Consider the following 26,930-nt stretch of genomic DNA (forward strand, 5'->3'; position numbering starts at 1 on the left):
GTTGCTCAGGGGTACGGGATGCCAACGGGCGCCGAGCTAAGGGCGTCCCTGGGTCGACCGCGAATGATGGGTTCCACCACCACCGAGTAGACGCCGTCCGCCTCGCAGGTGAACTGCACCTGGTCGCCGGTCGCCTTGGGGTCGAGCACCTGGAAGTTGGTCAGCCGGGTGGCACCGGTGATGATCCCGATGACGTACCCGTCACAGTTCTTGTAGCTCGCCGGCGCCCATTGAACGTGCACGACGTTGGCCTTGGACGCAGTGGTCGTCACCACCATCGGGGTGTCGGCGGCGGCGTGGGCGTCTGCCGCGTGGCTGGCAGTGTGTTGCGTGTCATGGTCGCTCATGGACGATGCTCCTGGGCAGGGGAACCTGCATTGACCAGACCGGCCTTCATCGCCGCGTCACCCACTAGGATGCCTCCGGCGTAGAAGGTCGAGCCCTGCGTTTCTGATCCGCGTGCGGGGGTCAACACCAGGTCGTACACCTGCAGCGGTGCAGGCAGCTCCTGGGCCAGGATAGTGGCGACCCGCGAGCGGCCCTCGCGGGTGGTCACTTCATCTCCCAGTCTCAGGTCCTGCGCCTGGACGATGCCGCGATGGGTTGCCACCGGATGGATCATGCTCATCTCGATGCGCTGACCGGTGGCCAGGGTGAGCGTCAGCGATTGCGTGCGTGTTCCCGATGCGACGGCGGCCACGACCAGACCGCCGGACTCCCCTGCAAGCGTGTCACCCGCTTTCACCTCCTCCACCGGCAGAGTGCCACCCTTGGCCAGAGCCACGGCGGTGCCCTTGGCCAGGCAGCCTGCAGTCACCTGTACGGGAGGAGCTGCACGGGCCGTTAGCGTACTGTGCTTGATCGCACTACTGGCCGACACCCAGGCAGGCTTGCCCTGGACATTGACCTGTAGCGCCAGTGAAAAGCTGTACGGCCCGGTTGCGATGGGGCAACCCTCGAAGTGCAGCGGATTGAACGCCCAACTGAGCGTGTTGCCCGCCACTTTCGTCTCCGGGTCGGCGAAGAACGCATCGCCCAATGCAGCGATATGGCATGCGGGCGTTCCGTCCGGCGCGACCATCACCAGGGACGCACTGGCCTTGTCCGGCCTACCCTGGGCATCGACGTCGATGTCGCCTCCGAACACCGCCGAACCGATGACCGGCAACTGCAGCGACGGCACTTGCTCCGCCGAAGCGAGCACGGTAGTGCACCGCGGTTCCGGTGCATCTTTGGCGGTGGCGCGATTGATGCATATCTGAACGTCATTGCTGGTCGAGCCGCCGGCGTCACGGGCGGGTGCCTGCTGGGTCACCTTGGTTGGATAGCTCGCCGCCTCGCCGTTGACGTAGAAGACGTCCGGAGTGCCGTCCCTGTACAGCACGCTGGCCACTGCCACCGCGTTGATCTCCCCGCCCTCGGGGTTGGGACCGGTGGGGGTGTTCAGTACAACCGACTGACGGTCGGTTACGTCGATCAGCCCTCGGGTGACCACATTGTCGTCAGCGTCGGTAACCACCAGCGTCAGCGTGATCTTGTAGACCTCGGCATCCGTTGCATACAGGGCGCCACTGGACACATGGCGACCGGCATCGTCGCTGCCGAAACCCAGCAGCGTGAACACCTGCTGGGGGGCTGCGCCTTTCGCCTTGCTCTTTTTGCCCGTCGTGGGCGTGGTGCCCCATCCATAGAGGGGGTTGCCCTGTGCCACGCCCGCGCGCCGCAGCACGTCCTGGTAAAGCCGCCTCTCCTCGGGATCCTCCAGGTTCAGCTTGCGCGCAACGGGTGCCGGCGTGAGGCCCGCCGTACCCTGGGCCCCAGGGGCGGCAGCAACGGGCGGGCTGCCCCATGCGCCCCCCGCCGTCAGCGATGCGGCGATCAGCGGCAACGCCCAGAGACGCAGTGTCCAGATCGTCATGCAACACCTCCTGTCGCCGCCGTAGCAGCCGGATACGGGATCTCGACCACGTTGCTCTGTCTATCGGTGTCCGGCCGGCCTGGACGCAGGACGGGCGTCAGCCAGACCTTGTAAACGTCGCCAGCCTTGAGCAGCACGCCGAACATGAAGGAAACCACCGCAGGGTCCTTGACCATCACGTTGTTCATGCCCTCCCCTTCATGCAGCAGGGACACCACGTAGCCGGTCAGGCCGGTCGCCGAGAAGGGCTTCCACTGCACGGTCAGCGATAGTCCATCGTAGGTTGCAGAGATGATTTCCATCGGCGTGGCCGGGTCGCCCTGGGCGGTGGCATTCATGGCGTCCCCCGTGCGGACTGCTCCCGGGTCCAGTTGTCGAAATCCGCACGCCAGGCATTCGGAACACGAGCGCGCAGCTGCGCGGGGCTGCGCCCGCTGCCGAGTGCCTGGCGAGCGGCCAGCTCGCCCTGCACGGCGGCATCGCCCACCAGCAGCGCGCCGGCGAAGAACGCGGCATCGTCGCGCTGGGTGATGGCTGTACCGGTCCCGCTGACCACACCGAGGTTAAAGACGTTGAACGCCTTCGGCGCCTCGCGCGGGGTCACTGTTGCCAGCGTCGTGCGGCCACGTGGGCCGTACACGACATCGCCCTTCTTCAGATCGCGCGCCTGAACCATGCCCCGTTGCGTGGCCACCGGATGCAGCGGTGTCAATTCCACCCGCCCGCCTGCCTTGTCGGTGAGCTCCACCGAATGTGTATCCCAGCCCGTCGTGCGCCACTCCACGATGACGTCCGTTCCATCCCTGCCGCGCAGCCGGTCACCTTTATCGACCTTCTCGACCGGCTTGGTGCTGCCATCGGCCATCAGGATGGGCGTGCCTTCCAGCATGCAGCCGTACTGCAGTTGCAGCTGCTTGGTGATGAGGGTGGAGATCGTGGGCTTGGCGTTGGGCGCGTTGGTGATGGTGGCCCACACCGGGACGCTCTTGACGCCGAGCATCAACGCAAGCGTCAACGTGTAGAACTCGTTGTTCTGCCAGCACACGGTACTGAAGTTCGCCGGTTCCAGATCCCAGGTGATCGTGTCCCCCTTGATCTTCGTGTTCGGGTCGTTCATGAACTTTTCGGCGATGTCCACCATCTTGCAGTTGCCGCCCGTGCTGCGGCCGGTGAGCGACAGCGTGACGCTGTAGAGACCCTTGGGTGGCTTTCCCGTCGCCGGGTCGATGTCGATGGGGTCGTGGTACTGGACCGAGCCCTTGAACGGGAATTTTATGTCGGGCGGCATCCGGCCTGGATCAGTCGGGCCATAGTCGCAGGCGGTGGGTGCGGTTGGATCGGCGTTGGCACGATTGAGACAGACCACGATGTTGGTGTTGGTCGTGGTGATGGTCGGCCTGTCGTTGTTCACCTGCTTGGGGAAATACCCGCCCGAGATGGCCGCGTAGACCGGGCCGTAGGGCGCGCCCGACTTGTCCTCGCCATAATAGATTCCGACGGCGTCGATGAGGCCGCCGGTCTTGTTTTCACCCTCGCCACTGTCAACGGCCATATCGCGGCCGCCATCCCATTCCTCGGCGGCATTGCTCTTGATGACATCACCGCTGGAATCGGTGACGGTCACCATCGTGTTGGAGTAGTGGGAACCGTTGAACATGGTGCTGAACGCTGTCGAATCGATCTTCTTCCAGTCGCTGGTGCCGATGTTCAACACGGCATAGTCATTACGGGGCGCATCGGTACCTGCAAAGGCGCTGCTCTGCAGCGACAGTGCCGGCAACGGGGCGCCGTCTGCACGCAGGCCAACATGCGTCTGCTTGACCTTGGCCAGCGTGCGGTAGAGGTTCGGCCGCCGCTCGGGCGTCATGCCGTTCAGCCGCAGCAGGGCGTAGTAGGCGCGTTCGTGCGCTGGGTTTGACAGATCCATCAACGCGGGCGTGCCGTGTGGCGGCGCACTGTCGATCAGCTGCCGCAGATCATTTGTTTCCTGTACGGTGAGTCGGCCTGGCGTTGCCGCGTTTGCGCTGGCGGCGGCGAGGCCCAGCAATGCGATGCTGAGGGGCCGTGTCCATATCGAGAACATACCTTTGCTCCATGGTAAGTGACCATTGCTCGGGGTTTCGTTCAATTGCGTGGCGCAGCCGAAACGGACCAGGTGCCCGCTGCGGCCGCGCTGGTGGAGCTGATTGCGTGTTGTGGATGCGACATCCGTGTACCCCTTGTCGCGCCCCATATATAACATGGCCACCGGTTTCCACATAATCGCGGAAAATGGAAGAAGCCCCGTCACATATTCAATGAATACCAACGCATGTGCATGTGATATGAGTTCGCCCGGGTCAATGCGTGCCGGTTCCTGGTGGGCCAGTGAGCGTTGGCACATTCCACCTCCCCGGCCAGCCTGCTACCGTTCCCCGCAGGTGACTTCGATGGATCGATCGTGCTGGGCCAACACTTCCTGTTCTTCTTTGCCATGCTCGGTGCCTTCACCGGTATCGCCGCCGCCTCGTTTCTCTGGTGGCGGGCCAAGGGCGAACCCACACCGCGGTGGCTGGCGCTGCTGATCCTGATGGTAGCGGTGCGCACGGGAAAGTCCGTGGTCTTCTACTTCTGGCCGGACATCCCCCGGATTGCCCTGCAGATCGGCCTCACCGCCTGCTTCCTGATCGGACCCTGCCTGTTCTTTCTGGTGCGCTCGAGCCAGGGCGACAGGTCCGGGCCCGGGCGGGCCGACCGCTGGCACATCGGCGGGGTCCTGTTGCTTACCGTCGCCGTGAACGTGTTCCTGCCGTATGTCGATCACCCCGACCTGTGGCGGCAGTGGATCACCCCGGGCATCAACTACGTGTGGCTGGGATACCTGCTGCTCGCCAGCGCCCAGCTGCTTCTGCAGCGCCGACGGCTGTCGGGAACGCCTTCGGGCCGGTTGCTGACCGGGACGGTGGCTGCCATCTGGGTCATCTGGTTCGCCTACTACACGGCGGGTTACACCTCCTACATCGTCGGGGCGCTGTCCTTCACGTTCGTGTTGGCCTCCAGCGCGGTGGTCCATCTGCGGCTGCGCGCCGGACAGGCGCCGATCGAGCCGTACCAGGACCGCCGGATACCCGAGACCGAAGCCGCCACCCATCTGCAGGCTCTGGCCGAGCTGATGGAACGCGAGCGGCTGCATCTGGACCCCACGCTGACCCTGCCCCGCCTCGCCCGTCGGCTGGGCGTGCCCCAGACGCGGCTGTCGCAGGTGTTGAACGACAACAACCAGACCTCGTTCAAGCAGTATCTGGCGCAGTTGCGCGTGGGCGAAGCCAAGGTGCTGCTCCAGCAGGTGCCGGCCAAGCCGCTGGAGGTGGTGGCCGACGAGGCGGGCTTCCAGTCCATGTCGACCTTCCACAGCGCGTTCAAAAAGTGGGCCGGCGTCACGCCTGCGGCCTTCCGGGCGGGCAGTGGCGACTCCGAAAAGCGATTCCAGCACTCCTGAAAGCTATCGCAAGACATTGATTTGATAGGTATTGGCTAGTGTGCTGGCTCCTTCCTGCGAGCCAGCGCTCATGCACCCACTCCGATCCCTCCGCTCTCTGCTGACCCTCCTCTTCCTGCTCATTGCCTGGCCGGCCAGTACGTTCGCCAGCCCTCCCGCCGATGCCGGCCAGAACCGCATCCTGTTCATCCTGGCCAGCAGCAAGGTCCACGGCACCTCCACCCTTCCGGCCAGCATCAGCTTCGGTGAGGTGGTGCATGCCTGGGACACCTTCCATGCCGCGGGCTATGCGGTGGACTTCGTCTCCCCCGATGGCGGCGACGTGCCCATCCTCGATACCTATGTGAGCGAGGACGTGGCGTCCCGGCTGGCGGACGACCGCATCATGCGCGGGCTGCGCAACACCGCCACCCCGTCACAGATCGATCCGGCCCGCTACCGTGCCGTCTACTACGTCGGCGGCAGCAACGCCATGTACGGGGTGGCGGAGAATCCGACCCTGCAGCGCATCGCCATGCATGTGTACGAGCGCAATGGCGGGGTCGTCTCGGCCGTCTGCCACGGCACCGCCGGAATGGTGAACCTCACCCTGTCCGGCGGGCGGAGCCTGCTCGCGGGCAAGCGGATCACCGGCTATCCGGAAGAGCACGAAGAACAGGATGCCGCGTACTTCAGGCAGTTCCCGTTCCTGATCCGCCAGACGGTGGTCTCCCGCGGCGGCACCTTCCGGGCGATAGACAGCAACGCGCCGTACATCGAAGTCGATGGTCGCGTGGTGACAGGCCAGAACTACGCGTCCGCCGCTCCCGTGGCGGAGGCCGTGGTCCGCGTGCTTGGCGACATCACCCGGAAATAGGGCGCCACCGGCAGTACCCGTGCTCCACCCGCCGGGGGCCGCGCCGATGAACGGCGACCGCCGGCCACATTCACCTCCTTGATGACCACTGGAAGACCCATGAAGACACTGATCCGATCCGTTGTTGTGGCAGGTACGCTTCTCCTCGCGCCCGGCTGGGCCTTGGCGCAGAGCGGTGACCGCGAGGCGGTAAATGCCGTCATGCAGAAAATGATGCGCGGCTTTGAAGCAGGCGACCCGAAGCTGATCTTCGAGATTCTGAGGAAGGATGGGGTCGTGGTGGGCTATTCGACGGCCCGGGGCGCCGTGGTTACCCAAACCGCCGAAGAGTGGGCGAGCGGTTTCCCGGGCAAGCCCGCCGACGACGAGGCGCTGCGCAAACGCAGCTACCAGATTCTGGAAGTGACCGAGAGCGCGGCAATGGTCAGGGTGATGCTGGATTATCCCCGGTGGGAAGGTCTGGATTACCTCGCCCTGTCGAAGATCGATGGAAAGTGGATGATCGTGAGCAAGTCGTGGAGCGGCCGGTCCAAGCCGTAGTCCATTGCGATCACCCGGGCTGCCGCCATCGTGCCGTCACAGCACGATGGCGGCCGGCCATCACGGCTACATCCGTACCGTCACCCCCACCTGGAACCCCCGCCCCGGCAACGGGGCGATGTACTTCAACGGTGAGTTGTGCGGACGCGCGTCCTCATCGAGAAGGTTGGAGCCGTTGAGGAACAGCTCGATCGACGAGGCGAACGCGTTGCGCAGAACGAACGCACGGCTGACCTGCAGGTCCACCAGGTTGAACGCGTCCAGCGGCACTTCCTGGCTTACGTTCTTGCCCAGGTAGCGCTGGGTGTCGTAGTAGGTGCTCGACAGCCGCGCCGTCCAGCCCTCCCGTTCCCACGCCAGGTTCGCGCCATACCGGTTGGTGGGCATGTTGGGCAGGTACGCGCCGTCGTTGTGCCCGCGCAGACTGTCGGGGTGGTCGGCCCTGTTCTTGACCAGATCGGCGAAGGCAGCCAGCGTGAGCGTGCCGGCACGGCCGAGTTCCAGCGACTGCGCCATGTCGACCTCGAAGCCCTTGACGGTGGTATCGGTCTGCTTCCAGTACTTCAGCGGCAACCGATTGGCGGTCTGCAGGCCGGAGTGGCCCTGGTAGAGGAAGTTGTCGACCTTCATCCGATAGGCCGTCGCGGTGGCCTGCAGCCCACCGCGGTTGAACAGCAGCGTCAGCTCGGTGGTCCGGGCGCGCTCCGGCAGGAGATTCTGGTTGCCCTCCTCCTGGGTCATGATCGAGTAGTGCCGGTTGCTGGCGTACAGCTCGTTGATGTCGGGCGCCCGTTCCGAGGACGCGTAGCGGAGCTTGGCGCCGAACAGGCGGCCGAGCGGCACGTAGCTGCCGACGTTGTAGCTGTTCAAGGCGTAGGAGCGGTCCGCCAGCCGCGTGTTGGGGGAATTGCGTGAGGAGGTGAAGCGGCTGTCCCGGATATCGTGCGCCACGCGCTCGTGCCGGTATCCGGCATCGAGGGTGGCCCAGTCGAACGCCAGCGTCTGTTTGACGAACACCGCGTTGCTGTCGGTGATGACGTCGGGCAGGTAGCGGTCCTTGCCCGCGCCCTCCACGTCACGGGCGCGATGGCTCAGGCCGAGCACGCCGCTAAGCGGCCCGAGCGGCTGCTGCGCCAGCAGCAGTTCGGCCTGGGTGGTGTTGAAGCGGTACGCGTTGGCCTTGGACGCGCCGAGGTACTCGCCCGAGGTGTTGCGTACCTGGGAGGCCCGCAGCTCGGCACTGTCGAGGAAGGGCAGCGGGTCCCGCAGCTGGCCCTCGATCGCCACTTTGTCCTGCTTGAGCTTGACTCCTACCGGACGGTCGCGGGTGGCGTCCGCACCGAAGGACTGGTTCTCCATCGAGAAGCCGGGCACGCCGTACTCGCTGTCCTTGGTATCCAGGCTGACGCCCACGTAGCCGCGGTCGAAGAAATACGTGGAGCCCACACCGAGGTGCGTGTTCCTGGCGTAGCTGTTGCCGAGCGTGCCGCGGTAGTTGGGCGTCACATCGCGGTTGATCCTGTTCTGCACGTACGACGGGGTGCCTTCCTGATAGGCCGGGTTGACCGGATTGAGGTAGGTCTTGCCCATCCAGACCGAACGGGGTGCGTTGGTATAGAACGAGAAATCGCCGTCGGCCCAGTCCGGGTTTTCGGTCATGAACTGATCGATGTAGGGCTGGGACGCCTTGTTGTAGATCTGCTGCACCCTCGCCTCTTTCTGGCACGCGTCGGCGAGCGCGCTGTTGACCCCGCCCGCCGCGGGGAACAGCCGGCTGTCGCACGCCGCGGCCTTGCTGTTGCCCGGAATGTCGTAGTGCGAGATCCGCTGGACCGACATCTGCAGGTTCGTGGAGAGGTTGCGCTGGTTGTTGAAGTTCATGCGGAAGCCCTGGGCATCGGCGTCGTTGAACCCCTTGCGCAGCACCAGTTCCATCGTCTGGTCCTTGTCTTCCATCGCCCGGGACATCAGGCCGGAATCGATGTTGACGCTGCCGCCCAGCGCGTTGCCGCCATAGCGGACGGTGTCCGACGACTTGTTGACTGTGACGTTGCGGACAAACAACGGGTCGAAGGGAATGTTGACGTCGCCGCTCAACGCGTTCAGGCCAAGGATGGACTGGCCATCCTCCAGTATCTGCACGCGGCTGCCGCTGAGGCTGCGGATGACCGGCGCGCCGGCATTCGGCCCGAAGGCACTGCTCTGCACGCCGGACACGTGCTCAAGCAGGGTGCCGAGCGTGCGGTTCTGCGCCTGGCGGTTCTCGACCACCACGATGCTGTCGATGCGTGACGGGCCATCGGCGTTGACGCGGACGGTGGGGAGCGTGACGTCCTCCGCCGCGTAGGCACTGTGGACGGAGAAAAGAATGGCAACTGCAAGTGCGTGACGACGCATACATCCCCCTTGAAAGAAGCGGGATGTTATAACATCACATTCCACTCAACAACCGATGGCGCCGCACTGGCGCTGCGGCACGTCACGAAGCTCGCGGGTGGTAGACTCGCGCCCGAAACGGAGCTGTATCGGCAAGGATGACCATCCATCGCGCGGGGCTTCTGCCCCCGCTGATCGGGTCGACGCAGGCGGTGGCGATGCCACGCCTGCCGAACGCGCTGCACGGGATGCAGCTCATCTGGCAACGCTGGTGCACACGGTTCACCCCCGGCGGGCGCGTTTGCCCGCTCCAGACACACTACCAAGGAATGCAATCCGTGCGAGCCGTTGCGATCATCGCTGTCATGTCCGTCGTCAGTGGCTGCGGAATTGTCCCCAAGAAGGTCACGCCCGAACAGACGGCGGCATCCACCCGCTTCTATCCCGGCAAGACCGCCGCCGAGCTGAAAGCGGCGTCGGAGAAAACGTTGACCCTGCTCGTGCCCGACAGGATGAAGCTGGATGAGCGGGAAAACGACGTCCGCGCCAGGTACAACTACAGCTACGCGCAGACCCGCATCGGCTACGTGGGCAACACGACGAGCTTCTTCACCGACCACGGCATCGGCGTCACCTGGTACGAGGTCGTCTTTACCGAGGAAGCCGGTGGAACGCGGGCGCGATTGGCCTATCTCAACCGAGGCGACCTGACCAAGAACCTGATCAATCCGGAGATCACGGCGCTGCACAACAGTTTCCGTTCGGATATTCCGATGACGGGTCGCACCAGCGTCGAGGACTTCACGCTCTTCCATGACCGGGTCGAGTATCTGGTGGGCCTTCGTTCCGCGTGGGCGCCCTGCCCCACCACCAACGTCACCGAACGCACCTTCATGGAGTTCTGCGACCGGACCGGCCTGAAGAACGACGCGCCCTGAGCCCGGAGGCGGCGTGGCCACGCGTGCGATGCATCGTGGCCACGCCGTTCGCGCCTTGACTAGAACTGCATCGATATCTCCGCACCCACCACCCGTGACGTGTCGATCGGCCCGTAATAGTTGCCATCGCGGCCGAAGGCCAGGTTGTCGAAGATCAGGCCGTTGACGCGACGCCTGTCGGTCAGGTTCTGCACGAACACGCGGCCGGTCCACGGCCCCTGCGTGTAGCCGAGCTGCAGCCCGAGAATGGCGACCGCCGGCTGGTAGGCCCGGTTGCGCTCGTCCAGGGCGCTTGATCCGGTAAACGCCGACTCGGCGCGGACGAACACGCCTGAGGGGTGCTGGTACCGCGCGGCCAGGTAGCCGGTGTAATGCGGCGTCCGATCAGTTGCTGTCGCTGATCGACTACCTCGATGCGTCCCGCGACAGCCGGCCTGCCGTGGCGCGCATGGCCGAGTTTGCCGCCGCGTTCCGCCGGGTCAACGGTCTGTGCCCATCGGCCGCCCGCAATGCCCTGCTCCCGCACGGCTAAAGGTGGACGGCGCCGTCGCCGATAAGGACGACGCAGATGACACCGGTTACTGATACGGTGCGATTCCAGGCAGAGTGGCATCCACACAGGGAAGTACAGATGCGCCAGGCAGTGCGTTCGCGGTTGGGCACCTTCGTACCGGGCGGCGGCATCGGCCGCATCGTCTGTGCCGCCGCACTCGGTGCGGTCGTGACGCTGGTGGCTGCCCAGGTGGTGGTGGCACAGCGCGATGGCCGCGCGCTCGACGCCTATGCGGAGCTGGTGCTGGAACACGCGGAGCTGGTCGCCTCGGCGTCGGTGAAAGCGCTGGACCGTGCGGCGGCACTTCCGGGCACCGCGTGCACGCCGGAGGACCTGGCGAACCTGCGGCGGCTGGCGATCCAGTCGCACTATGTGCGCGATATCGGCCGTGTGGTCGAGGGCGCGGTGGGCTGTTCGGCCTCCTGGGGGGTCTTTGCGGCCCCGTCGCCGCTGCCTCCGCCGGATCGGCGCGTACGCGGGTTCGCCCTCTGGCATGCGCTGCCCGGGGTGTTCGGCGCCGATATCGCCGCCGATATGGTGGCCCGCGACGGCGCGGTGGTGACCACGTCACCGATCGCGTTCGATCGTGTCAGCCGTGCACCGGCGGGCATGGGTGTGGTGGTGTCCACGCGCGACGGCAAGCACCTGTTCCAGCGCTTCGGCGATACCCAGGGCCTGACCATCGGTGAGGCCGCCTCCGCGCTGGACGTCGGGGCGACGCGCCTGGCGTGGCGCTGCAGTACCGGGTTTGATATCTGTGTGTCGGCCCGTAAATCCGGGTCGAGCGTGCTGGTTGAACCGTGGTGGTTCAGCCTGTCGCTGGCGGTGCTGGGCGCGCTGGCCGGCGCCGGCATCGCGCTGGTGGCCAACGACTATCGGGAACGTCGTCGTTCCCTGCTCGCCCAGCTCAGGCGCGCGATCGATGGCCAGGGGCTGTCGATGGTGTATCAGCCGATCCGTTCGCTGTCGGACCGGCAACTGCTGGGTGTGGAGGCGCTGGCGCGGTGGCGCACCGAGGATGGCCGCGAAATTCCGCCGGACCGGTTCGTGCCGCTGGCCGAGCGCGACGGCCTCGGCACCCGGATGGCCAAGCGGCTGGTGAGCATCGCACTGGGTGAGATGGCCGAGCGGCTGCGCGGCAACGCCGCCTTCTATCTGAGCATCAACCTGACCTCGCAGGACCTCCTGGACGCCGGTTTCCGCCGCTATGTGCACCATGAAGTGCGCCGGCTGGGTCTGTGCCCGGACCAGATCGTGCTGGAACTGACCGAGCGCGCCACGGCCGACCATCACGACCTTGCCGCCTGCATGCTCGAGCTCAAGTCCCTCGGGTACCGCTTCTACGTCGATGACTTCGGCACCGGGTACTCCAATTTCGCCTATCTGACCGAACTGCCGATCACCGCCATCAAGATGGACCGCCGCTTCACCCGGGCGATCGGAACGGCCTCGGCGGTGAGCCAGGTGGTGCAGTCCATCGCGGCGATGGCCGCCGCGCTGGAACTGGACCTGATCGTGGAGGGCGTCGAGACCGAGGAGCAGGCATCGCACATGCTGTCGCTGGTGCCGGACGGGATCGGCCAGGGCTGGCTGCTCGGGCGGCCGGTGGCGTCGGCAAGCCTGCCCGCGCACTGACCCCGGGATCAGTGCTTCAGGGTGACACCGAGGTAGACCGAACGACCTGCCGCTGGCGAAAACATGGGTTGGGCCTGTTCCCAGAAGAAACTGTCGTACCAGGCGTAGGCGTAGCGGCGACCGGTCGCGTTCCGGACCTGCAGGTCGATGCCCCAGGCCGGACTGATCTGGTAGCTCGCGCTGAGATCCAGCACCGCGAACGCGCCGAACTTGCCGGCTACGTTGCGTTCTTCCAGGTAGTAGTCGCCCTGCGCCCTGCCCTGCAGGCCCAGCCGCAGCGCGTCGGTGGCCTGGTAGTCCAGGCCGACCGTGCTGATGTGGCGCGGTGTGGCCGCGACTTCGCGGCCCACGAGGGACAGCGCGGGGTCGCGGTCATCCCGTGTGATCTTTGCTTCCTGATACGCATGCGAGGCCCAGGCAGTCCACGCCTTGCCCAGCGGTGCGCTGATCTGTGCATCCACGCCGCGCCGGCGGGTCTTGCCGAGCACCACTGTGGTGCCGGTGGCGGGCATGTTGGAGACCTCGTTTTCCGCATCCTGCTGCCAGACCGCGATGCGTGCCTGGCTGCCCGCAACGGGGCTGAAGGTCATGCCCAGTTCGACGCCGCTGTTGGTCGAGGGACGCATCGGCGCCTGCCCCGGGGTGAGGTAGGCCGGAGCAGTGCCGCCGGTCAGCACCTGGAACGTGCGCCCCCAGTTGGCATACACATTGGTGGTCGGGCCCAGGGCATGAACCAGGCTCAGCTTGGGCTGCCCGATGGTGCCGTAGCGCTGCAGTGGCCCGGTACGGCCATCGATCAGGCGTGTGTGGCCGTCGAACCGGTCCACCCGGTAGGCCGGCACGATCTTCAGCGCGGCGTAGGGCTGGTAGATGGCCTGCACGTAGGCCCCCTGGTTGTTGAACGTATGGCGATCGTCATTCTGGATGCGCGCCGGCGGTGCGGTGAAGTCGGTGGGCTCGGCGTAGGCGTATCGCTCGCGGCGGTAGCGGTTGTCCTGGTGCTCGTAGTTCAGGCCGCCCTCGATGACCAGCGTGTCGCTGGCCTGCCAGGTCAGGGTGCCGAGCATGCCCGTCTGCGTTTCGTCCCACACGCGCCGCTGGCGCGGAAGGTTGCCGGTGGGCACGTCGCTGAAGGTGACCCGGCGGTCGTCCTGGTAGCGGTTGTAGTAGAGCCGGGCGGCAGCGAACAGGGTGTCGGCCAGCTGCAGGTCCAGATGGGCAACCGCCTGGCGCATGTCGCGGTCATCGCCATCGTTGGCGTTGCGCCGAGCGCTGCCGCGGCGATCGGCCGCCAGTTCGGTGGCCGTCATGAAGCCCGGCTCGTCCGCCTCGTGGTGGTAGGTGCGCGCGGTGAGACCGATGCGCATCCCTTCCTCCAGACTGCCGTAGTACCACTTGCCCGCCAGCGTGTACTTCTTCGATGCATCGTGGTCGCGGTAGCCCTGCGAGGCCTGCGTCCCCACGAAATAGTTCTGCGCCACGCCGTCACGTTCCCGTCCCACCGCCAGCTGTGCATCGCGGCTGTTGTCGCTGCCGTATGACAGGCGCGCATCGGTGTAGTTGCCGCCTTGGCGCGTGCCGACGTTGAGGTTGCCGCCGATGTTGTGCAGCCCGTAGCGCGGGTCATTGGTGCCGCGCACCACCTCGATGTAGCTGATTTCCAGCGGAAACAGCATGTCGATGAAGCGCTGGTTGCCGCTGTTGACGTTGCTTGGCACGCCATCGATCAGGGTCTTGATGGCATTCAGATACCCCTCGCCGTTGAAGGCGCGGAAGCTGACCTTGCCCGATTCGGCACCCTGGCGGGTTTCGGTGAGCTGGATGCCTGGCATCTGCCCCAGCAGCTCCCAGCTGTGCTGCACATGTTTGGCCTGGATCTGATCGGCACCCAGCACATCCACCGAGGTCAGCACCTGGTGTGCGGTGAGCTGTCCTTCGCCGTGCTTGTGGACATCCACCTTGCCCAGTGTCTGCGTGGCATCGGCAGCGAGGGCTCTGGCGTCGGGCGTGAGCAGCGCGGCCGCGACGGCGGCCACGAGAACGTGGGATTTCATGGGGGCAACGGGTATGTATCGGGGGGAAGGAAGTGCACCACCCCGAAGTGTAACAGTATAACATTTGCAGTTCAGCAGCCGCCTCATCGGCGCGTCGGCCGCGGCCTCAGTGGGGACGGCGGTACGCCACCACCAGCAGTGCCGTGCCCAGCGCGAAACACAGCAGCAGGGTCAGTACCGACAGCGGCAGGCCGAATGCCGGGTGCCCGGCCACGGCAAACGCGGCGTGCAGTGCGGCCGTGCCGATGCCGAGTGCACCGCAGCCCATCGCCCACCGCCGCGCGGAGCGCACATCCAGCACCACGCTGCGGTAGCCCCACAGCACGGCACCGACCGCGACGAGATTGAACACCAGAAAGCCCTGGATGCCGCCGGGGACAGCGAACATGTCCCATTCGTGCCAGAACGCGGCATCGATCTGATGCAGCACGAGTGCGAGGGCGGTACCGAAATACAGGTGTTCCAGTGCAGTGCGTGGTGGTGCCTTGGTGTCCATTACATCATTCCCCCGGAGCATTCCGTGCCAGGGGGGAATGATAGCGGTGCCCGGCCCGGACAGGCGCGATACGTGCTGCGCTCCGTGCTGGTCTCAGGTGCGCGGCAGCGGGTTGCAGATCTGGTAGGCGGCGTCCTTGAAGGCGATCTTCTTCTCGATCAGGCCCTGCAGCGCCTGGACATGCGCGACGCGCTCGTCGCCCGGCGGATGGTGGCCGCTGGCATGGGCGTCGAAGATATCCGTGTCGCGCCAGGTGCTGATCGACCCGATCACCGCGTCCCAGGTGCTGCCGAGCTGCACGAGGATGTAGGCCGCGCTCAGGTCGGCAATCACTTCGGTGGCTTGCCCGCTGATGCCTTCCAGCCCGACCTGGCTGAGGATGTGCAGGCTGGTGCCATGCCCGAGTTCGTGGCCGAGGGCGAACTTGATGGTGAGATCGTCGTGCAGCGCCAACAGGCCCTCGCTCACGATCAGGCCCATATCGTCGTCGATCGGCGTCAGGTTGCCGTTGGGCTGGTCGCCCTCTTCCGTGACGACCTTGCCCACCATCGGCATGTCGAAGGCGGTGGGAACGGCGCCGGCATAGAACAGTTCGGAGATCTTCGACAGCGCGGCGGTGACGAAGGCGCCCGCCTGGTCGGTGGTCATGGACATGGTCGTACTCCCGGGTGATGCGGCCCCGCGCATGCGGGGCAGCGGAGACACCGTTCTACGGTGTGGCGCCGGCACCGGTTTGGCGCAGCGTTGCATGTGCTGTGCAGGACGCGCCCGGTCTGCACGGAAGACGTAACGCAACGTGTCAAATGCGAATGCGTCGTGATAACATTGTTAACGTTATCTAAAACCTTCGTTACACGGACGTCCCAGCCATCGCCAGCGGACCCTTTTCTTTCAGGAGTTTGCTCGATGCGCGTTGCCTCCCCCACGCTTTCCCACGCCGCCGCCACGCTTGCCGCCGCCATTGCCCTCGCCCTGTGTGGCCAGGCGCACGCGGCCGTCACCGGCGATGCCTCCGCTTCCGCCGCTGCCAAGGACATGGATACGGTGGTGGTCACCGCGACCGGTGCCCAGCAATGGATCAAGGACGCGCCGGCCAGCATCACCGTCATCTCCCGCGAAGAGATCGAGCGCAAGCCGGTGTCCAGCATCGGCCAGCTGCTGAGCACGGTGCCCGGCGTTACCGGCGGCTACGCGCTGTCCGGCGCGCAGTCCAAAATCCGCCTGCGCGGCCTGCCCGAGCAGTACACGCTGATCCTCATCGATGGTCGTCGCCAGGGCAATTCCTCCGGCGTGAACTACCGCGACGATCTCGGTCCGCAGGATCTGAACTGGCTGTCGCCGGACATGATCGAGCGCATCGAGGTGGTGCGCGGTCCGATGTCGTCGCTGTATGGCTCCGATGCGATGGGCGGGGTGATCAACATCATCACCCGCAAGATCGCCTCCGAATGGGGCGGTTCGGTGACGTACAACTACAGCTCGCCGGATTCGTCCTCCCGGGGCGATACCGTGCAGGCGGGCGCGCTCTTCAGCGGCCCGTTGACCGAGACCCTCGGCCTGCGCGTGGGCGCCAACGTGACCGATCGCGAGTCCGATCGGGTCCGTGGGCAGACGCCGGGCAACAAGGCCGAGAACGCCAACGCGCTGCTCAACTGGGCAATCAATGGCGACCACACCGTGGGCGTGGAGGCATCGCGCGGCGTACAGCGCAACAAGGGCGCCGGCACGCTCGGCGCCTGGGGCCTGTCCAAGCTGGTCCACACCGGCTATGTGGCCACCCATGACGGGCGCTACGGCGATTCCAGCACGTCCAAAAGCACGTTGACCCAGAACGACTACAAGGACAAGGGCAGCCAGGTGGGCAACCACTCCAAGGAAACCGTGTTCGACACGGCGTTCTCGACCGGCTTCGAATGGGGCGTGGAGCATCGCCTGAACGTGGGCGGCCAGTGGAAGCGCGAGGAGCTGAAGAACAACGACACGATTGGCACGGTGCCGGTGACCTGGAGCGGCAGTGGCCGCATCAGCCCGACCAACGAAGCCGATGCCTGGGCGCTGTTCGCTGAAGACCATATTGCCCTGCACGAGCGCTTCACCCTCACCGTGGGCCTGCGCTGGGACAACACCGAGAACTACGACGACAACCTGAGCCCGCGCGTGTACGGCGTGTGGCATCCGTCGGATGCATGGACGATCCGGGGCGGTGTGTCGCAGGGCTTCCGCGCGCCCAACCTCAAGCAGGGCAGCGCCGGCGCGGCCACGCAGTCGGGCGGCAACGGCTGCCGCAGCCTGACCGTGGAAGGCTGGACCAGCCGTTCGGTCAGCGCCGACGGCACCACCGGCTGCTACATGGCGGGCAACCCGAACCTGGAGCCGGAAACCAGCACCAACTACGAGCTGGGCGCCGGCTTCGACCGCGACGGCTGGTCCGCGTCGGCGACCTACTTCCTGACCGACTTCGACGACAAGATCGAACAGGTGCCGCTGCGTGACATCCCCGGCTACACCACCAGCTTCGTCAACGGTTTCTGGTGGACGGTGGCGCAGAACATCCAGAAGGCACGCACCCGTGGCGTGGAAGCGAGCGTGACGGTTCCCCTGCACGAGCGGCTGCGCTGGACCACCAACGCCACCCGCATGCTTGAATCGAAGAACCGCACCACCGGCGCCAATCTGCTGGTGGTGCCCAAGCTGACCGCCAACACCTCGCTGGACTGGCAGGTCACCGATGCCTGGTCGCTCAACCTGAGCGCGCAGCATATCGGTGAGCAGCTGGTGTCCAGCACCAGCCCCACCTTCGCCAAGGCGTACACCACCTGGGATCTGGTCACCGGCTACGACGTCAATGAGAGCCTGACCCTGCGTGCAGGCGTGCTCAACCTGGGCGACGTGTCCACCGTGGACGAGGGCAACAATTACGACGGCGGTGCGCGCACCTTCTTCGTTGGGGCGACTGCGCGGTTCTGATCGGCGATTTGCCGGCCAGCGGCCGGCACTACCGGGGTATTACGTTGCCGGCCAGCGGCCGGCACTACCGATGTACTACGTTGCCGGCCAGCGGCCGGCATTACCGGTGTATTACGTTGCCGGCCAGCGGCCGGCACTACCGGTGTACTACGTTGCCGGCCAGCGGCCGGCACTACCGGGGTATTACGTTGCCGGCCTTCGGCACGACCGATGCGTTGCGGTGCCGGTCGGTGGCCGGCACGGCCGCGCCGACCCCTGTAGTGCCGGCCGCTGGCCGGCAACATCCGTGCCGCAGGGGCATCGATGGACCGCCCTCGCCTGCTGATATAGTGCGATTCAATGACGGGCGCGGTGCCCGTCCGTCGATGACAGGGAGCGGATCATGGGTCTTGTACAGGCAGTGAAGGGTGCAGTGGGCGGCGTGCTGGCCGACCAGTGGAAGGACTTTTTCACCGTGCCGGCCGGCCTGCCGTCGACCGCGGCACTGTTCGCCGCCGTTCCGCGCGGCACCAATGCCGGGCGCGGGTCGAACACCAGTGCATCGTCGAACATCATCACCAATGGCTCGAAAATCGTCGTGCCCGAAGGCTACGGCCTGCTGCTGTTCCAGGATGGCGCGATCACCGGTTTCGTCGCCGAGCCGGGTGGCTATGAATGGCGTTCGGACGACACCAACTCGCAGTCGATCTTCGCCGGCGACGGCCTGGTCGGCCCGCTGATCAAGCAGAGCTGGGAGCGTTTCAAGTTCGGCGGCCAGCCGGGTGCCCAGCAGGCGGCATTCTTCGTGTCGCTGAAGGAACTGCCCGACAACCGCTTCGGCACGCAATCTGAAATCTACTGGGACGACGGCTTCCTGGGTACGCAGGTCGGCGCGATCACGCGCGGCTCCTACACGCTGAAGATCGTCGATCCGATCCTGTTTGTGAAGAACTTCGTCCCGGCCAGCTACCTGCAGCCGGGCCAGGTGTTCGACTTCACCGACCTGGACAATGCTGCCGCCAGCCAGCTGTTCAATGAAGTGGTGGGTTCGCTCGCGCCGGCCTTCAGCCTGTACACGAACGATCCGGCCAAGGGCAACCGCATCACCAAGCTGCAGCAGGATTCGCTGGGCTTCGCCAAGAGCCTGTCCGACGCGGTCGAACAGGGTTACCAGTGGAAGTCCGATCGTGGCCTGGCCATCGTCAAGACCGCGATCGTGTCGATCGAGTACGACGCCAACACCCGCGAGCTGCTCAAGACCGTGCAGCGCGCCGACGCATTGGCTGGCGCACGCGGCAACTCGAACCTGCAGGCCAGCGTTGCCCAGGGCATCCAGTCCGCCGGCGAGAACGGCGGTGCGGCGGGCCTGGTCGGCGTGGGCATGGCATCGGGGATGTTCGGTGTGGGCGGCATGCAGCAGCCGGTCGCACCGGCCGCCGATGATCCGGTCGCCAAGCTGAAGAAGGCCAAGGAAATGCTCGATCTGGGCCTGATCACCCAGGACGACTACGACGCGCTCAAGGCCAAGGCGCTGGGCCTGTAAGGCCCGGGATACGCTGCGACCATGTCCGACTCCCGCACCCCGCCGCCGCTGCCGGCAGCACCCCCTCCGTTGCCGCCTTCGCCGGCGGCACCGGTGACCGGTCCCGGTTCGCCCCGGGACGTTCCGCCGCTGCCCGGCAGCTTCCCGGTCGATCCGGTCACCCTGCCCGATCCGATCCGCGAGGAGATCCAGGCGCCCGATCCGGTGGCCATCGATACCTCGGCCGCCGAGCTGAAGGACGGCCTCAACCGCTGCCCGAAGTGCGGCTCGACCGACATCCGGCCCAAGCTCGGCACCGATATCCTGGTCTGCCAGTTCTGCCGCAACGAGTGGCATGGCACCACGGTGGAGGATGCGTTCGGGCTCGGCGAAGGCCTGGACCAGCTTCGCGGCACGATCATCGCCTCGGGCGCGCGCGATATCGCGGCCGATGCGGCCAGCCTGATGAGCTTCAAGTGCACCGGCTGCGGTGCCGAGGTGACGATCAATACCGAGAGCACGATGACGGCACGCTGCCACTGGTGCCGCCATGTGTTCGGCGTCAACGAGCAGGTGGCCAACGGTGCGGTGCCGGATGCGGTGCTCCCGTTCCACATCACCAAGGACGACGCGGTGGCGCGCATCCGCCAGTTCGTGGACAAGCGCCGCCTGTTCGCATTGAAGGCGTTCAAGGACCAGTTCACGCCGGAGAACGTGGTTGGCGTGTACCTGCCCTACATGATCGTGGACAGCAACGTCAGCGCCAGCGTGGCCGGCAAGGGCGAGATCCAGACCCGCGAGTACACCCGCGGCACCGAGAAGAACAAGCAGACCTACTACGACGCCGACGTGTACCAGGTCGAGCGGCACGTGGACTTCACCGTGGACGATCTGCCACTGGAGTCGTCCACCGAGCGCGGCAACCTCGATACCCGGGCCAACACCAACAACATCATCAACACGATCCTGCCGTTCGACACCAAGAACGCGCTGAAGTGGAACGCGTCGTATCTGAATGGCTTCACCTCGGAAAAGCGCAACGTCGATGTGGAGCAGCTGCGCCCGCGCCTGGAAGACCAGCTGCTGTCGATCGCCCGCGCGCAGGTCGAAGGCTCGGTGCGTCGCTACGACCGCGGCGTGCGCTGGGAACAGGAGCGGCTGGACGTGCACGGCTCGCGCTGGGTGTCGATGTATCTGCCGGTGTGGCTGTACTCGTACCACCAGCCCGGCCGCAACGGCGGCATGCTGCACTACATCGCGGTGAACGGCCGCACCGGTGAAACGATGGGCAGCGTGCCCGTGCAGCAGTGGAAGCTGCTGCTGGCCGCGCTCACCACCGGCACGATCATCGAAGCCCTCGTCCTCTTCTTCCTGGTGGCCTCCTCATGAGCGATGACAGTGGTCTCTGGCTGCTGGCAGCCGGCCCCGCCGGCGCCACGGCGCTGTACTGGGCGTTGTACCGGTACTACCGCAACACCGACAAATCGCATGCGTTCGAACGCGAAACCACGGTCGAGGCCAAGCCGGTCACCGGCTCGGACCGGCTGGTGGATACCGTGACGGGCACGCAGGAGCGGCAGATTCCCGGCAACAACGTCGGGGCCTACCGCTCGCGGGTGAAACGGGAGACCTGAGCCGGTCTCCCGCGTTGCTCACGGCGCCGTCTTCAACGGCGAGAACTGCGGCGCGGCCTTGGCGATGCGGTTGCGCAGTGCAATGCCTTCCTCGTCCCCGGCCGCGCACGACGGCAGGATGTCGCCGTGCAGCTGCGCCCGCAGGTTGTCCCAGCGCTGGGTGAGCACGGCCCAGTGTGTTTCGTCGTAGGTCCCCTCGAACACCACGGGCCGGATCTCGATCCGGGGCAGCTGGTCCGGCGCAACCTTTCTACCGATCGCGTCGGCGAGCATGCGCTCCCACAGGCTGCCGAGCCGGTCCACGCGGCCGATCTGCTGCTCCACCACGGCCGGGTTCCACTCCGAATGCAGCAGCACCACGGTGCGGCACGCCAGGTGCAGGTTCAGCCCTTCGCGGCCCACCATCGACTGCGCGATGAGCACACGCGGGAACGCATGTTCGCGGTTGAAGGCGAGCTGCAGCAGCCGCCGGGTGCCCGGCACGGTGCCGCCGTGCATCAGCCGGGCGAACCCGCCCCGGTTGTGCGCATAGTCTTCGGTGACGCGCTGCGCGGTGACCGCCCAGGCGCCGGCATCGGCCGCGTCGACGTCGGCCGCGCCTTCGTCTTCCTCATCGCTGCCGCTGTCCAGGTTGGTGGCCGCCTGGACCAGGTCGATGAACGCCTGCGCGATGTCCTCCGGCGAGGCGGCATCCAGCCCGTCGCCGAGGTGGTCGGCGAGCGCACGTGCAACGGCGGCGAGCACACTGCCTGACGTACCGTCGGCAGCCACGTGGTGGGCGTGCTGCGCCTGCTTGAAGGCCAGGAACGTGCCGTTGAATCGCCTGCGCAGCGGGGCGTCCAGCCGCTGCATGCCCTCCTCGATGGTGGTCACCAGTGCCGTGCGGAAGCGCTGGCGACTGTTCTCCAGCTGCTGGTAATTGGCCGCCAGCTGCGCGTCGAGTGACGCGCGGTCGAGTGGCCGGCCCGGGTGGAGCTCTGCGTGGGCGGCCTGGACGGCCGGCCATTCCTCCTGGTGGACGCGCTGCTGCGGCCACGGCCGGCCGGCGTCGAGCGCGCGCAGCATGCGCCGCGCATTGAGCAGGTGTGCCAGCGCGTCCATCGGCGCGCGATAGCGGGCGAACACCAGCACCTTCTCGCCCGTGTCGCAGGTAGCCTCGATGGCTTCGACGGCAGCGCGGATCGCCGGGTGCCGGTACAGCGCACCGCCGGTGTCGCGCGGCGGCCGCACGGCGTTGCGCAGCGCCGCAGTCCACCAGGCGGTACGCGCGATGCGTTTGCTGTCGCGGGCGGACAGCGTCACACCGCTGTCCTCGGCCGTTGCCGCCGCGGCGTTCTCGGCCGGGTCGACGGTACGGTCGATCAACTCGGCAATGCCGTGCCCGTTGCCCACGGTCAGACGCTGCCGTTTCGCCTGCGGGTCTTCGTGCAGCCGGCTGGCCAGCGACAGCGCTTCGGCGGCGCATACCGCACGCTGCCATTCGACGGGCAGTCCCTCGAGCGGCACGCGGATCTTCTCGACGCGACGGTAGGCACCGATGTCACCGCCAGCGTGTTCCCTGAAGGACTGCACGGTGTCGTCTTCGCGTTTGTCGCGGCGCAGGACGTAGGGTGCCAGCGCGGCCTGGTAGGTCTGCGACGCCGTGGCAAACGCCTCGACCATGCCTTCTTTGAACGGGAAGCGGCGCACGTTGGTGACGGCGACGACGTAGTCATTGATGGCCTTCTGGATGCGTTCTGCGTCGTCGTCGGGAAGGCCGATGCGCTGCAGCGTCTGCGTCCATTGCGAGGCGTCCAGCTCGACCGGCGTGGCGCTCATGGCCAGGCGCCGGCTGCTGGCCCCCGGCGCAAGCAGTACGTCGTTCAACAGCTGGTTGAGCAGACTGTTGTCGCTGCGGCTCTTGTGCGCCTCATCGATGATGACCAGATCGAAGCTGCCCAGCCCAAGACCGGTGGCGCGCTGCAGGGACTGGCGCAGCGGCGTGTCGTTGCCGTAGCCGTCCGGTGCAAGGGCGTGTACCCACGGGTCGTGGATGTCCGCCAGTCTGCGCAGGGCGGCCCGTTCCGCCCGATGCCCCGGGGAGGCGAGTCGCTCCACGATGGACGCGGCGGCGTGGTTGACCCACGGGTCGGTCAGCAGCGGGTGGTCCTTGTAGCCCCACGGTGCAGCGCCCGTCTCGTGCTTGCGCCAGCGGGCGATCAACTCCGGCAGCAGCGCCCAGCGCCAGGCGTGCGATGCGCCGCCCAGCCGCCAGCGGGCGAAGTAGTGCGACACCAGCACGACCGACTCATCGAACCAGGGGGCCGGCGCATGCGGGTGCTCCCATGCCTGCAGGTACTGGTAGACGCTGCGCAGCAGCGGTCGCGCCGGAAGGCCGCCACGCTGGAGTTCGCGTCGCCACTGGTCATCCAGACCCGGCGGCGCCACGATCGCCACGCGCCCGCCGGCCTGTACAACGCAATGGGCCAACGCCACGGCAATGCGCGTCTTGCCCATGCCGACCTCGTCGGCCAGGATCGCGCCGTGCTCCTTCAGGCGCGTGGTCAGCTGCAGCAGGCTCGCGGCCTGACCGGGATTGAGTTCGATGCGCGCGTCGCGGACGACGTCGCGCGCATGGGTATCCACGTCCTGCCATCCTCGGAGCCCGGCGGTCATTGCGTGCCCTCCAGGGCGGCGTAGTCATGGGTGCCCCAGGCCAGCGCTATCCGGCGCAGGGTGTGCTCGTAGTGGCGTCCGGCCGCGGTCGTGTCGTCTTCGGCGAAGGCGGGCCGGAACGCGGCCGCATGCAGCGGGCTGAGCGGGTTGAGCTGCATCTGCGCGAAGCAGGCCACGGCAGGACACTGCCGCGCCTGGAACAGGGACTGTTCGACGCGGTTGCACCAGCGCGTCCAATCCCCGGCCTCCACATCGGTCTGCCGCGCGGCGATCTGTTCAATGAGCATCATCATCTGGCGGATCGCCGTGCCCGTGCCCAGGGTCGGCGGCGTGCGCCGGTCCGGGCCATCGCGTGGGTCGTCCGGAAGAATCCCCGGATCACCCTCGCCTTCGCCCTCTTCTTCTTCGGGCAGGCGCGGGAACGCGGCAAGCTGCGTCCAGGCGTGATCGAGATCGATGGCCGGCAGCGGCGTGGCGGCCACGCGCCCGTGCGCGTCAATGACCGGCACCCAGGCCAGGTGGGTGTCCGCGCCGACCACCCAGCGCACGCGCACCACGCGCGGCGCAGGACCGGACCAGGTGTAGCCGTCCGCCGCGATCGCGCAGGGGGTGCCTGCCTCGTCGAGTACCTCCACATCTCCTGCCGTCGGGTCGGGACGGGTCAGCCGGCCGTCGGCCGTCCAGACCAGGTAGGCGATGGGGGCGGCCACATGCTGCGGCGGGGGCGGCGCCCACGGATCGCCGGGCTGGAGTGCCGGCAGATCGCCCACGACGTCTCCGCCGATCGGCAGCAGATTCTCGATCCACCGCGACGGGTCGTGGCCCTTTTCCCAGACCAGACCGTCGGGGAACACCAGGATGCCGGCTTCGAGATTGCCCGCCGCCGGCGAGGCAGCACTGAGCAGGCCGGCGGTGGTCAGGTTGCCCGACCCCAGATAGAGCCAGGCGCTGTTGCACGCGCCGGTGGTCTTGCTGCGGTTGGACGAGAACAGGAACTTGGCGTGCAGCGTGCGCTGGCTGTCCGGACCGAACACCGCTGCTGGTGCTGCGGCGGCCCTGACGCGGATCGGGTGATCCGGATCCTGCCCCAGCTGGTCAACCGCACCGGCGATGGCCTGGCAGGCCTGCGGATTCACATACAGGTCGACGCGCGCGCGCGGCGCCAGCACCTGCGTGGCCTTCAGGCGTTTGACGACCTTGTGCGGCAGCGTCGGCAGCGCGGTACCGCCCTTGCGTGCGGTCGCTGCTTCATAGAAGCCCGAGCCCATGCACAAATGGTTTCGTGCCACACCGCCTTCGCGCTCGAGCCCGTCGATGATCTGCTTGAGCAGCGAGCGGCTGCGCGTGTCCAGCAGGCGCGGTCGCACTCGCGGCGACCGGTTGCAGCGGGCGATCCAATGGTCGACACGATCGGCGGCCTCCCGGCCCGACAGCGGCGTGTCCGCATCCAGCAGGCGGGTGTCGTGCAGGTCCAGCAGCCACGCGAACAAGGCCTGTGCGGCACACATGTCGGCACGGCTGACCGCATCGTCCTCGGCGTCGGCCGCCACCTCCAGATCGATGCACCAGGCCAGGTCCAGGCTCTCCTCGACCGTCTGCCGCGTCCAGTTGCCGGTGGAAACCACCAGCCGCAGCACATGTCGGTCTGCCGTCGCTGCATCACGGAATCCGAGCAGGGCCACCTTGGCGTGCAGCAGGCGGAACGGCTTGCGCGAGAGGTCCTGCAGCGGCAGATGCGCGACACCGGGTATCGCGGTGGGCAGCAGCGCTGGCTGGCTCGGGTCCAGCATCAGCGCAAGGCTGATCTGGCCGGCGGCGGCGCGCTGCGCGGCGGACTGGGTGGTGAAGTTGTCCGCCGCCTGGTTGATGAACGCGGCATCGGCCGAGAATCCGCAGATCCAGCCGAACTCGCCCACACAGCCATCAGGCGCAGTGAAGTAATCCAGCAGCGAGGGCTGCTTGAGGTGGGGCTTACGGCTCATGCGGACACTCCCGCTGCGGCCGCGCGGGCGGCATCGATCTTCGGGCCAAGCAGGCCGTGCAGATCCATGTGCAGCAGATACAGGTTGCGCAGGCGATACGAACGGCCGGCGGGGAGCGAGGGCGCGTAGGCATCCAGGCCGGTTTCTTCCTGCGGGTCGCCGTTGTCCTGCGGCAACGCCGGCGGCTGGCCGGTGTAGGCCGGGCCCGGCTGCGCGCAGTCGTCGAGCAGGCGCAGCACGTGGTCGTCGCGGCGCAGCAGGGCGCGCAGCGTGTCCGCGCCCCCCGCTTCGCATTCGCGACTGAAGCGGTTGGCTTCGTCGTCGTGGTGGCCCAGGGCGAGGAACGCGCGGGCGTGGTCGGCAAGCTGGGTGAGCTGGGAGGTCACCACCGTGGGCAGTGACCCATCCAGCGGCAGGCGCACCTTGCCCTGGCGCGTGGCCAGGATGCCTTCGACACTGTCGAGAACCGCATTGGCGGCGTCGCGCACACGGAACAGATACGCACCCGCGCGCACGTCATGCCAATGATCGGCGTCGAGCTCGGGTGGGCCGGCGTGATGGTCGATGTGGTCGGCGACGGTCGTCGACGCCTGCAGGCGCGCGACCCAGCGCCACGCGTTCTGACGGCGGTTGCGGTCGGCGGGGTCCAGGGCGCCTCCCTCCTCCACGGCATACCGGAGCAGCTTGCAGGCGCTCGCTGGCAGTGGTCGGGTGGGATCAAGGGCCGTGCGCAGCTCGGCATTGTTGAAGCTCAGTGGGCCGTTGACGGCCCAATTCTCCAAGTAGTCCACCACACTCCTGTGCTTGCCCACCTTCTCAGTGTCGGCGCAGGCCTCGATGAACGGCATGGCGGCATCGGTGCTGCTGAAGGTATTGAACCGCGACCCCGCTGCATGGGCCAGGCCCAGGAACGGCAGCGCCTGTGCAGTGGACATGCGCATCGGCTGGGCGACATGGAAGCCGCGTTGCCGTGCGACGGCGAAGGTGGGCGCGCCGTCGGCCGGCAGCTTGTTGCGGCCGCGCAGTCGCGGATCGGTCACCCGCCCGTGGCAGTCAAAGGCGATCATGCAGGCAATGGCTTCAATGGCATTGGCCATCTCGATGTTGCTGCAGCGCAGGCCGCGCGCGGTCACACGCTCGGCGACCACGACGCTCAGCGCGGTCAGGTACGCCTGCCGACCAAACCACAGGCCGCCGGTGCCGGGCACCGCCCGTTCGTTGAAGCGTCGCACCGCCCGGCTCATATCCAGCGTGCGCGTACGACGCGTCGTTGCCAGCTTCTCCGGTCCCAACAATCCCCACAGACGTTCCGTCACGCGCGCTCCTTGGCAATGGCCTGCCGGCGTC

At 66.8% G+C, this 26,930-nt stretch carries 22 protein-coding genes; 10 read left to right on the forward strand and 12 right to left on the reverse strand.

Annotation, left to right across the window (positions count from 1 at the left end):
* Positions 1-5: 5 nt before the first annotated feature.
* From ACLB90_RS00085 to ACLB90_RS00100, 4 genes are read right to left on the reverse strand one after another with little or no spacing between them, the layout of a single operon-like run.
* On the reverse strand, positions 6-347 hold the full coding sequence (locus ACLB90_RS00085) for a hypothetical protein (RefSeq protein WP_411851044.1): 342 nt from the start codon (positions 345-347) through the stop codon (positions 6-8).
* Positions 344-1,918 (reverse strand): hypothetical protein, encoded by a 1,575-nt coding sequence (locus ACLB90_RS00090; RefSeq protein WP_411851045.1) that lies wholly within the window; start codon positions 1,916-1,918, stop codon positions 344-346. Before ACLB90_RS00090 ends, ACLB90_RS00085 begins: the two co-directional genes overlap by 4 nt.
* Positions 1,915-2,256 carry a hypothetical protein gene (locus ACLB90_RS00095; RefSeq protein WP_411851046.1) on the reverse strand — a complete coding sequence of 114 codons (342 nt, stop codon included), beginning with the start codon at positions 2,254-2,256 and terminating at the stop codon, positions 1,915-1,917. Before ACLB90_RS00095 ends, ACLB90_RS00090 begins: the two co-directional genes overlap by 4 nt.
* Complete coding sequence (locus tag ACLB90_RS00100; RefSeq protein WP_411851047.1) at positions 2,253-4,160, reverse strand: Hint domain-containing protein; 1,908 nt, start codon at positions 4,158-4,160, stop codon at positions 2,253-2,255. Before ACLB90_RS00100 ends, ACLB90_RS00095 begins: the two co-directional genes overlap by 4 nt.
* Positions 4,161-4,391: 231 nt before the next feature.
* Here ACLB90_RS00100 and ACLB90_RS00105 point away from each other — a divergent pair, with 231 nt between their 5' ends.
* The 3 genes from ACLB90_RS00105 (at position 4,392) to ACLB90_RS00115 (ending at position 6,792) form a co-directional block, all read left to right on the forward strand.
* A complete protein-coding gene (locus tag ACLB90_RS00105) occupies positions 4,392-5,396 on the forward strand; it encodes a helix-turn-helix domain-containing protein (RefSeq protein ID WP_411851048.1) in 1,005 nt (334 codons plus the stop codon).
* 70 nt (positions 5,397-5,466) lie between these two features.
* On the forward strand, positions 5,467-6,252 hold the full coding sequence (locus ACLB90_RS00110; protein ID WP_411851049.1) for a type 1 glutamine amidotransferase domain-containing protein: 786 nt from the start codon (positions 5,467-5,469) through the stop codon (positions 6,250-6,252).
* Positions 6,253-6,351: 99 nt separating this feature from the next.
* Positions 6,352-6,792 (forward strand): nuclear transport factor 2 family protein, encoded by a 441-nt coding sequence (locus ACLB90_RS00115; protein ID WP_411851050.1) that lies wholly within the window; start codon positions 6,352-6,354, stop codon positions 6,790-6,792.
* A 66-nt stretch (positions 6,793-6,858) separates the two neighbouring features.
* Here ACLB90_RS00115 and ACLB90_RS00120 read toward each other — a convergent pair whose 3' ends face one another.
* Complete coding sequence (locus ACLB90_RS00120) at positions 6,859-9,189, reverse strand: TonB-dependent receptor domain-containing protein (RefSeq protein ID WP_411851051.1); 2,331 nt, start codon at positions 9,187-9,189, stop codon at positions 6,859-6,861.
* A 137-nt stretch (positions 9,190-9,326) separates the two neighbouring features.
* On the opposite strand from ACLB90_RS00120, the gene ACLB90_RS00125 reads away from it, so the two are divergent.
* Entirely contained in the window at positions 9,327-10,106 is a 780-nt protein-coding gene (locus tag ACLB90_RS00125; protein ID WP_411851052.1) for a hypothetical protein, read from the forward strand.
* Between the two features lie 59 nt (positions 10,107-10,165).
* Here the strand turns inward: ACLB90_RS00125 and ACLB90_RS00130 are convergent, their stop codons facing one another.
* Positions 10,166-10,435, reverse strand: a complete 270-nt coding sequence (locus ACLB90_RS00130; protein WP_411851053.1) for a hypothetical protein — start codon at positions 10,433-10,435, stop codon at positions 10,166-10,168.
* A gap of 59 nt (positions 10,436-10,494) precedes the next feature.
* On the opposite strand from ACLB90_RS00130, the gene ACLB90_RS00135 reads away from it, so the two are divergent.
* Together ACLB90_RS00135 and ACLB90_RS00140 are read left to right on the forward strand one after the other, a co-directional pair.
* Positions 10,495-10,638, forward strand: coding sequence for a hypothetical protein (locus ACLB90_RS00135; protein ID WP_411851054.1), 144 nt, complete (start codon positions 10,495-10,497; stop codon positions 10,636-10,638).
* Positions 10,639-10,737: 99 nt separating this feature from the next.
* Positions 10,738-12,294 (forward strand): EAL domain-containing protein, encoded by a 1,557-nt coding sequence (locus ACLB90_RS00140; RefSeq protein WP_411851055.1) that lies wholly within the window; start codon positions 10,738-10,740, stop codon positions 12,292-12,294.
* Between the two features lie 8 nt (positions 12,295-12,302).
* Here the strand turns inward: ACLB90_RS00140 and ACLB90_RS00145 are convergent, their stop codons facing one another.
* The 3 genes from ACLB90_RS00145 to ACLB90_RS00155 form a co-directional block, all read right to left on the reverse strand.
* On the reverse strand, positions 12,303-14,348 hold the full coding sequence (locus ACLB90_RS00145; RefSeq protein WP_411851056.1) for a TonB-dependent receptor: 2,046 nt from the start codon (positions 14,346-14,348) through the stop codon (positions 12,303-12,305).
* A 106-nt stretch (positions 14,349-14,454) separates the two neighbouring features.
* The gene (locus ACLB90_RS00150) at positions 14,455-14,844 is read right to left on the reverse strand and encodes a DUF6713 family protein (RefSeq protein ID WP_411851057.1); all 390 of its coding nucleotides are present in this window, start codon (positions 14,842-14,844) and stop codon (positions 14,455-14,457) included.
* A 93-nt stretch (positions 14,845-14,937) separates the two neighbouring features.
* Positions 14,938-15,498: a M48 family metalloprotease gene (locus tag ACLB90_RS00155; protein WP_411851058.1), complete on the reverse strand. Its 561-nt coding sequence runs from the start codon at positions 15,496-15,498 to the stop codon at positions 14,938-14,940.
* Between the two features lie 252 nt (positions 15,499-15,750).
* Here ACLB90_RS00155 and ACLB90_RS00160 point away from each other — a divergent pair, with 252 nt between their 5' ends.
* The 4 genes from ACLB90_RS00160 to ACLB90_RS00175 all read left to right on the forward strand — a co-directional run bounded on the left by ACLB90_RS00160 (position 15,751) and on the right by ACLB90_RS00175 (position 20,946).
* Positions 15,751-17,811: a TonB-dependent receptor domain-containing protein gene (locus ACLB90_RS00160; RefSeq protein ID WP_411851059.1), complete on the forward strand. Its 2,061-nt coding sequence runs from the start codon at positions 15,751-15,753 to the stop codon at positions 17,809-17,811.
* Positions 17,812-18,193: 382 nt separating this feature from the next.
* Positions 18,194-19,333: an SPFH domain-containing protein gene (locus ACLB90_RS00165; protein WP_411851060.1), complete on the forward strand. Its 1,140-nt coding sequence runs from the start codon at positions 18,194-18,196 to the stop codon at positions 19,331-19,333.
* A 21-nt stretch (positions 19,334-19,354) separates the two neighbouring features.
* Positions 19,355-20,701: a TFIIB-type zinc ribbon-containing protein gene (locus ACLB90_RS00170; RefSeq protein ID WP_411851061.1), complete on the forward strand. Its 1,347-nt coding sequence runs from the start codon at positions 19,355-19,357 to the stop codon at positions 20,699-20,701.
* The gene (locus tag ACLB90_RS00175; RefSeq protein WP_411851062.1) at positions 20,698-20,946 is read left to right on the forward strand and encodes a hypothetical protein; all 249 of its coding nucleotides are present in this window, start codon (positions 20,698-20,700) and stop codon (positions 20,944-20,946) included. The genes ACLB90_RS00170 and ACLB90_RS00175 overlap by 4 nt, the downstream gene beginning before the upstream one ends.
* An 18-nt stretch (positions 20,947-20,964) precedes the next feature.
* Here the strand turns inward: ACLB90_RS00175 and ACLB90_RS00180 are convergent, their stop codons facing one another.
* The 3 genes from ACLB90_RS00180 to ACLB90_RS00190 are packed head-to-tail and all read right to left on the reverse strand — an operon-like array spanning position 20,965 to position 26,899.
* Positions 20,965-23,601 (reverse strand): helicase-related protein, encoded by a 2,637-nt coding sequence (locus ACLB90_RS00180; RefSeq protein ID WP_411851063.1) that lies wholly within the window; start codon positions 23,599-23,601, stop codon positions 20,965-20,967.
* A complete protein-coding gene (locus ACLB90_RS00185) occupies positions 23,598-25,583 on the reverse strand; it encodes a hypothetical protein (RefSeq protein WP_411851064.1) in 1,986 nt (661 codons plus the stop codon). The genes ACLB90_RS00180 and ACLB90_RS00185 overlap by 4 nt, the downstream gene beginning before the upstream one ends.
* Positions 25,580-26,899: a hypothetical protein gene (locus tag ACLB90_RS00190; protein WP_411851065.1), complete on the reverse strand. Its 1,320-nt coding sequence runs from the start codon at positions 26,897-26,899 to the stop codon at positions 25,580-25,582. The genes ACLB90_RS00185 and ACLB90_RS00190 overlap by 4 nt, the downstream gene beginning before the upstream one ends.
* Positions 26,900-26,930: the final 31 nt, after the last annotated feature.

Origin of the sequence: Stenotrophomonas sp. LGBM10 (genome assembly GCF_046736075.1) — a bacterium.
Taxonomy (GTDB): domain Bacteria; phylum Pseudomonadota; class Gammaproteobacteria; order Xanthomonadales; family Xanthomonadaceae; genus Stenotrophomonas.

Coding starts and splice junctions, on each gene's coding strand:
- ACLB90_RS00140 (WP_411851055.1), top strand. CDS start 10,738: ATGCGCCAGGCAGTGCGTTCGCGGTTGGGCACCTTCGTACCGGGCGGC.
- ACLB90_RS00090 (WP_411851045.1), bottom strand. CDS start 1,918: ATGACGATCTGGACACTGCGTCTCTGGGCGTTGCCGCTGATCGCCGCA.
- ACLB90_RS00180 (WP_411851063.1), bottom strand. CDS start 23,601: ATGACCGCCGGGCTCCGAGGATGGCAGGACGTGGATACCCATGCGCGC.
- ACLB90_RS00150 (WP_411851057.1), bottom strand. CDS start 14,844: ATGGACACCAAGGCACCACCACGCACTGCACTGGAACACCTGTATTTC.
- ACLB90_RS00185 (WP_411851064.1), bottom strand. CDS start 25,583: ATGAGCCGTAAGCCCCACCTCAAGCAGCCCTCGCTGCTGGATTACTTC.
- ACLB90_RS00175 (WP_411851062.1), top strand. CDS start 20,698: ATGAGCGATGACAGTGGTCTCTGGCTGCTGGCAGCCGGCCCCGCCGGC.
- ACLB90_RS00095 (WP_411851046.1), bottom strand. CDS start 2,256: ATGAATGCCACCGCCCAGGGCGACCCGGCCACGCCGATGGAAATCATC.
- ACLB90_RS00085 (WP_411851044.1), bottom strand. CDS start 347: ATGAGCGACCATGACACGCAACACACTGCCAGCCACGCGGCAGACGCC.
- ACLB90_RS00170 (WP_411851061.1), top strand. CDS start 19,355: ATGTCCGACTCCCGCACCCCGCCGCCGCTGCCGGCAGCACCCCCTCCG.
- ACLB90_RS00115 (WP_411851050.1), top strand. CDS start 6,352: ATGAAGACACTGATCCGATCCGTTGTTGTGGCAGGTACGCTTCTCCTC.
- ACLB90_RS00110 (WP_411851049.1), top strand. CDS start 5,467: ATGCACCCACTCCGATCCCTCCGCTCTCTGCTGACCCTCCTCTTCCTG.
- ACLB90_RS00105 (WP_411851048.1), top strand. CDS start 4,392: ATGCTCGGTGCCTTCACCGGTATCGCCGCCGCCTCGTTTCTCTGGTGG.
- ACLB90_RS00145 (WP_411851056.1), bottom strand. CDS start 14,348: ATGAAATCCCACGTTCTCGTGGCCGCCGTCGCGGCCGCGCTGCTCACG.
- ACLB90_RS00100 (WP_411851047.1), bottom strand. CDS start 4,160: ATGTTATATATGGGGCGCGACAAGGGGTACACGGATGTCGCATCCACA.
- ACLB90_RS00125 (WP_411851052.1), top strand. CDS start 9,327: ATGACCATCCATCGCGCGGGGCTTCTGCCCCCGCTGATCGGGTCGACG.
- ACLB90_RS00165 (WP_411851060.1), top strand. CDS start 18,194: ATGGGTCTTGTACAGGCAGTGAAGGGTGCAGTGGGCGGCGTGCTGGCC.
- ACLB90_RS00120 (WP_411851051.1), bottom strand. CDS start 9,189: ATGCGTCGTCACGCACTTGCAGTTGCCATTCTTTTCTCCGTCCACAGT.
- ACLB90_RS00160 (WP_411851059.1), top strand. CDS start 15,751: ATGCGCGTTGCCTCCCCCACGCTTTCCCACGCCGCCGCCACGCTTGCC.
- ACLB90_RS00155 (WP_411851058.1), bottom strand. CDS start 15,498: ATGTCCATGACCACCGACCAGGCGGGCGCCTTCGTCACCGCCGCGCTG.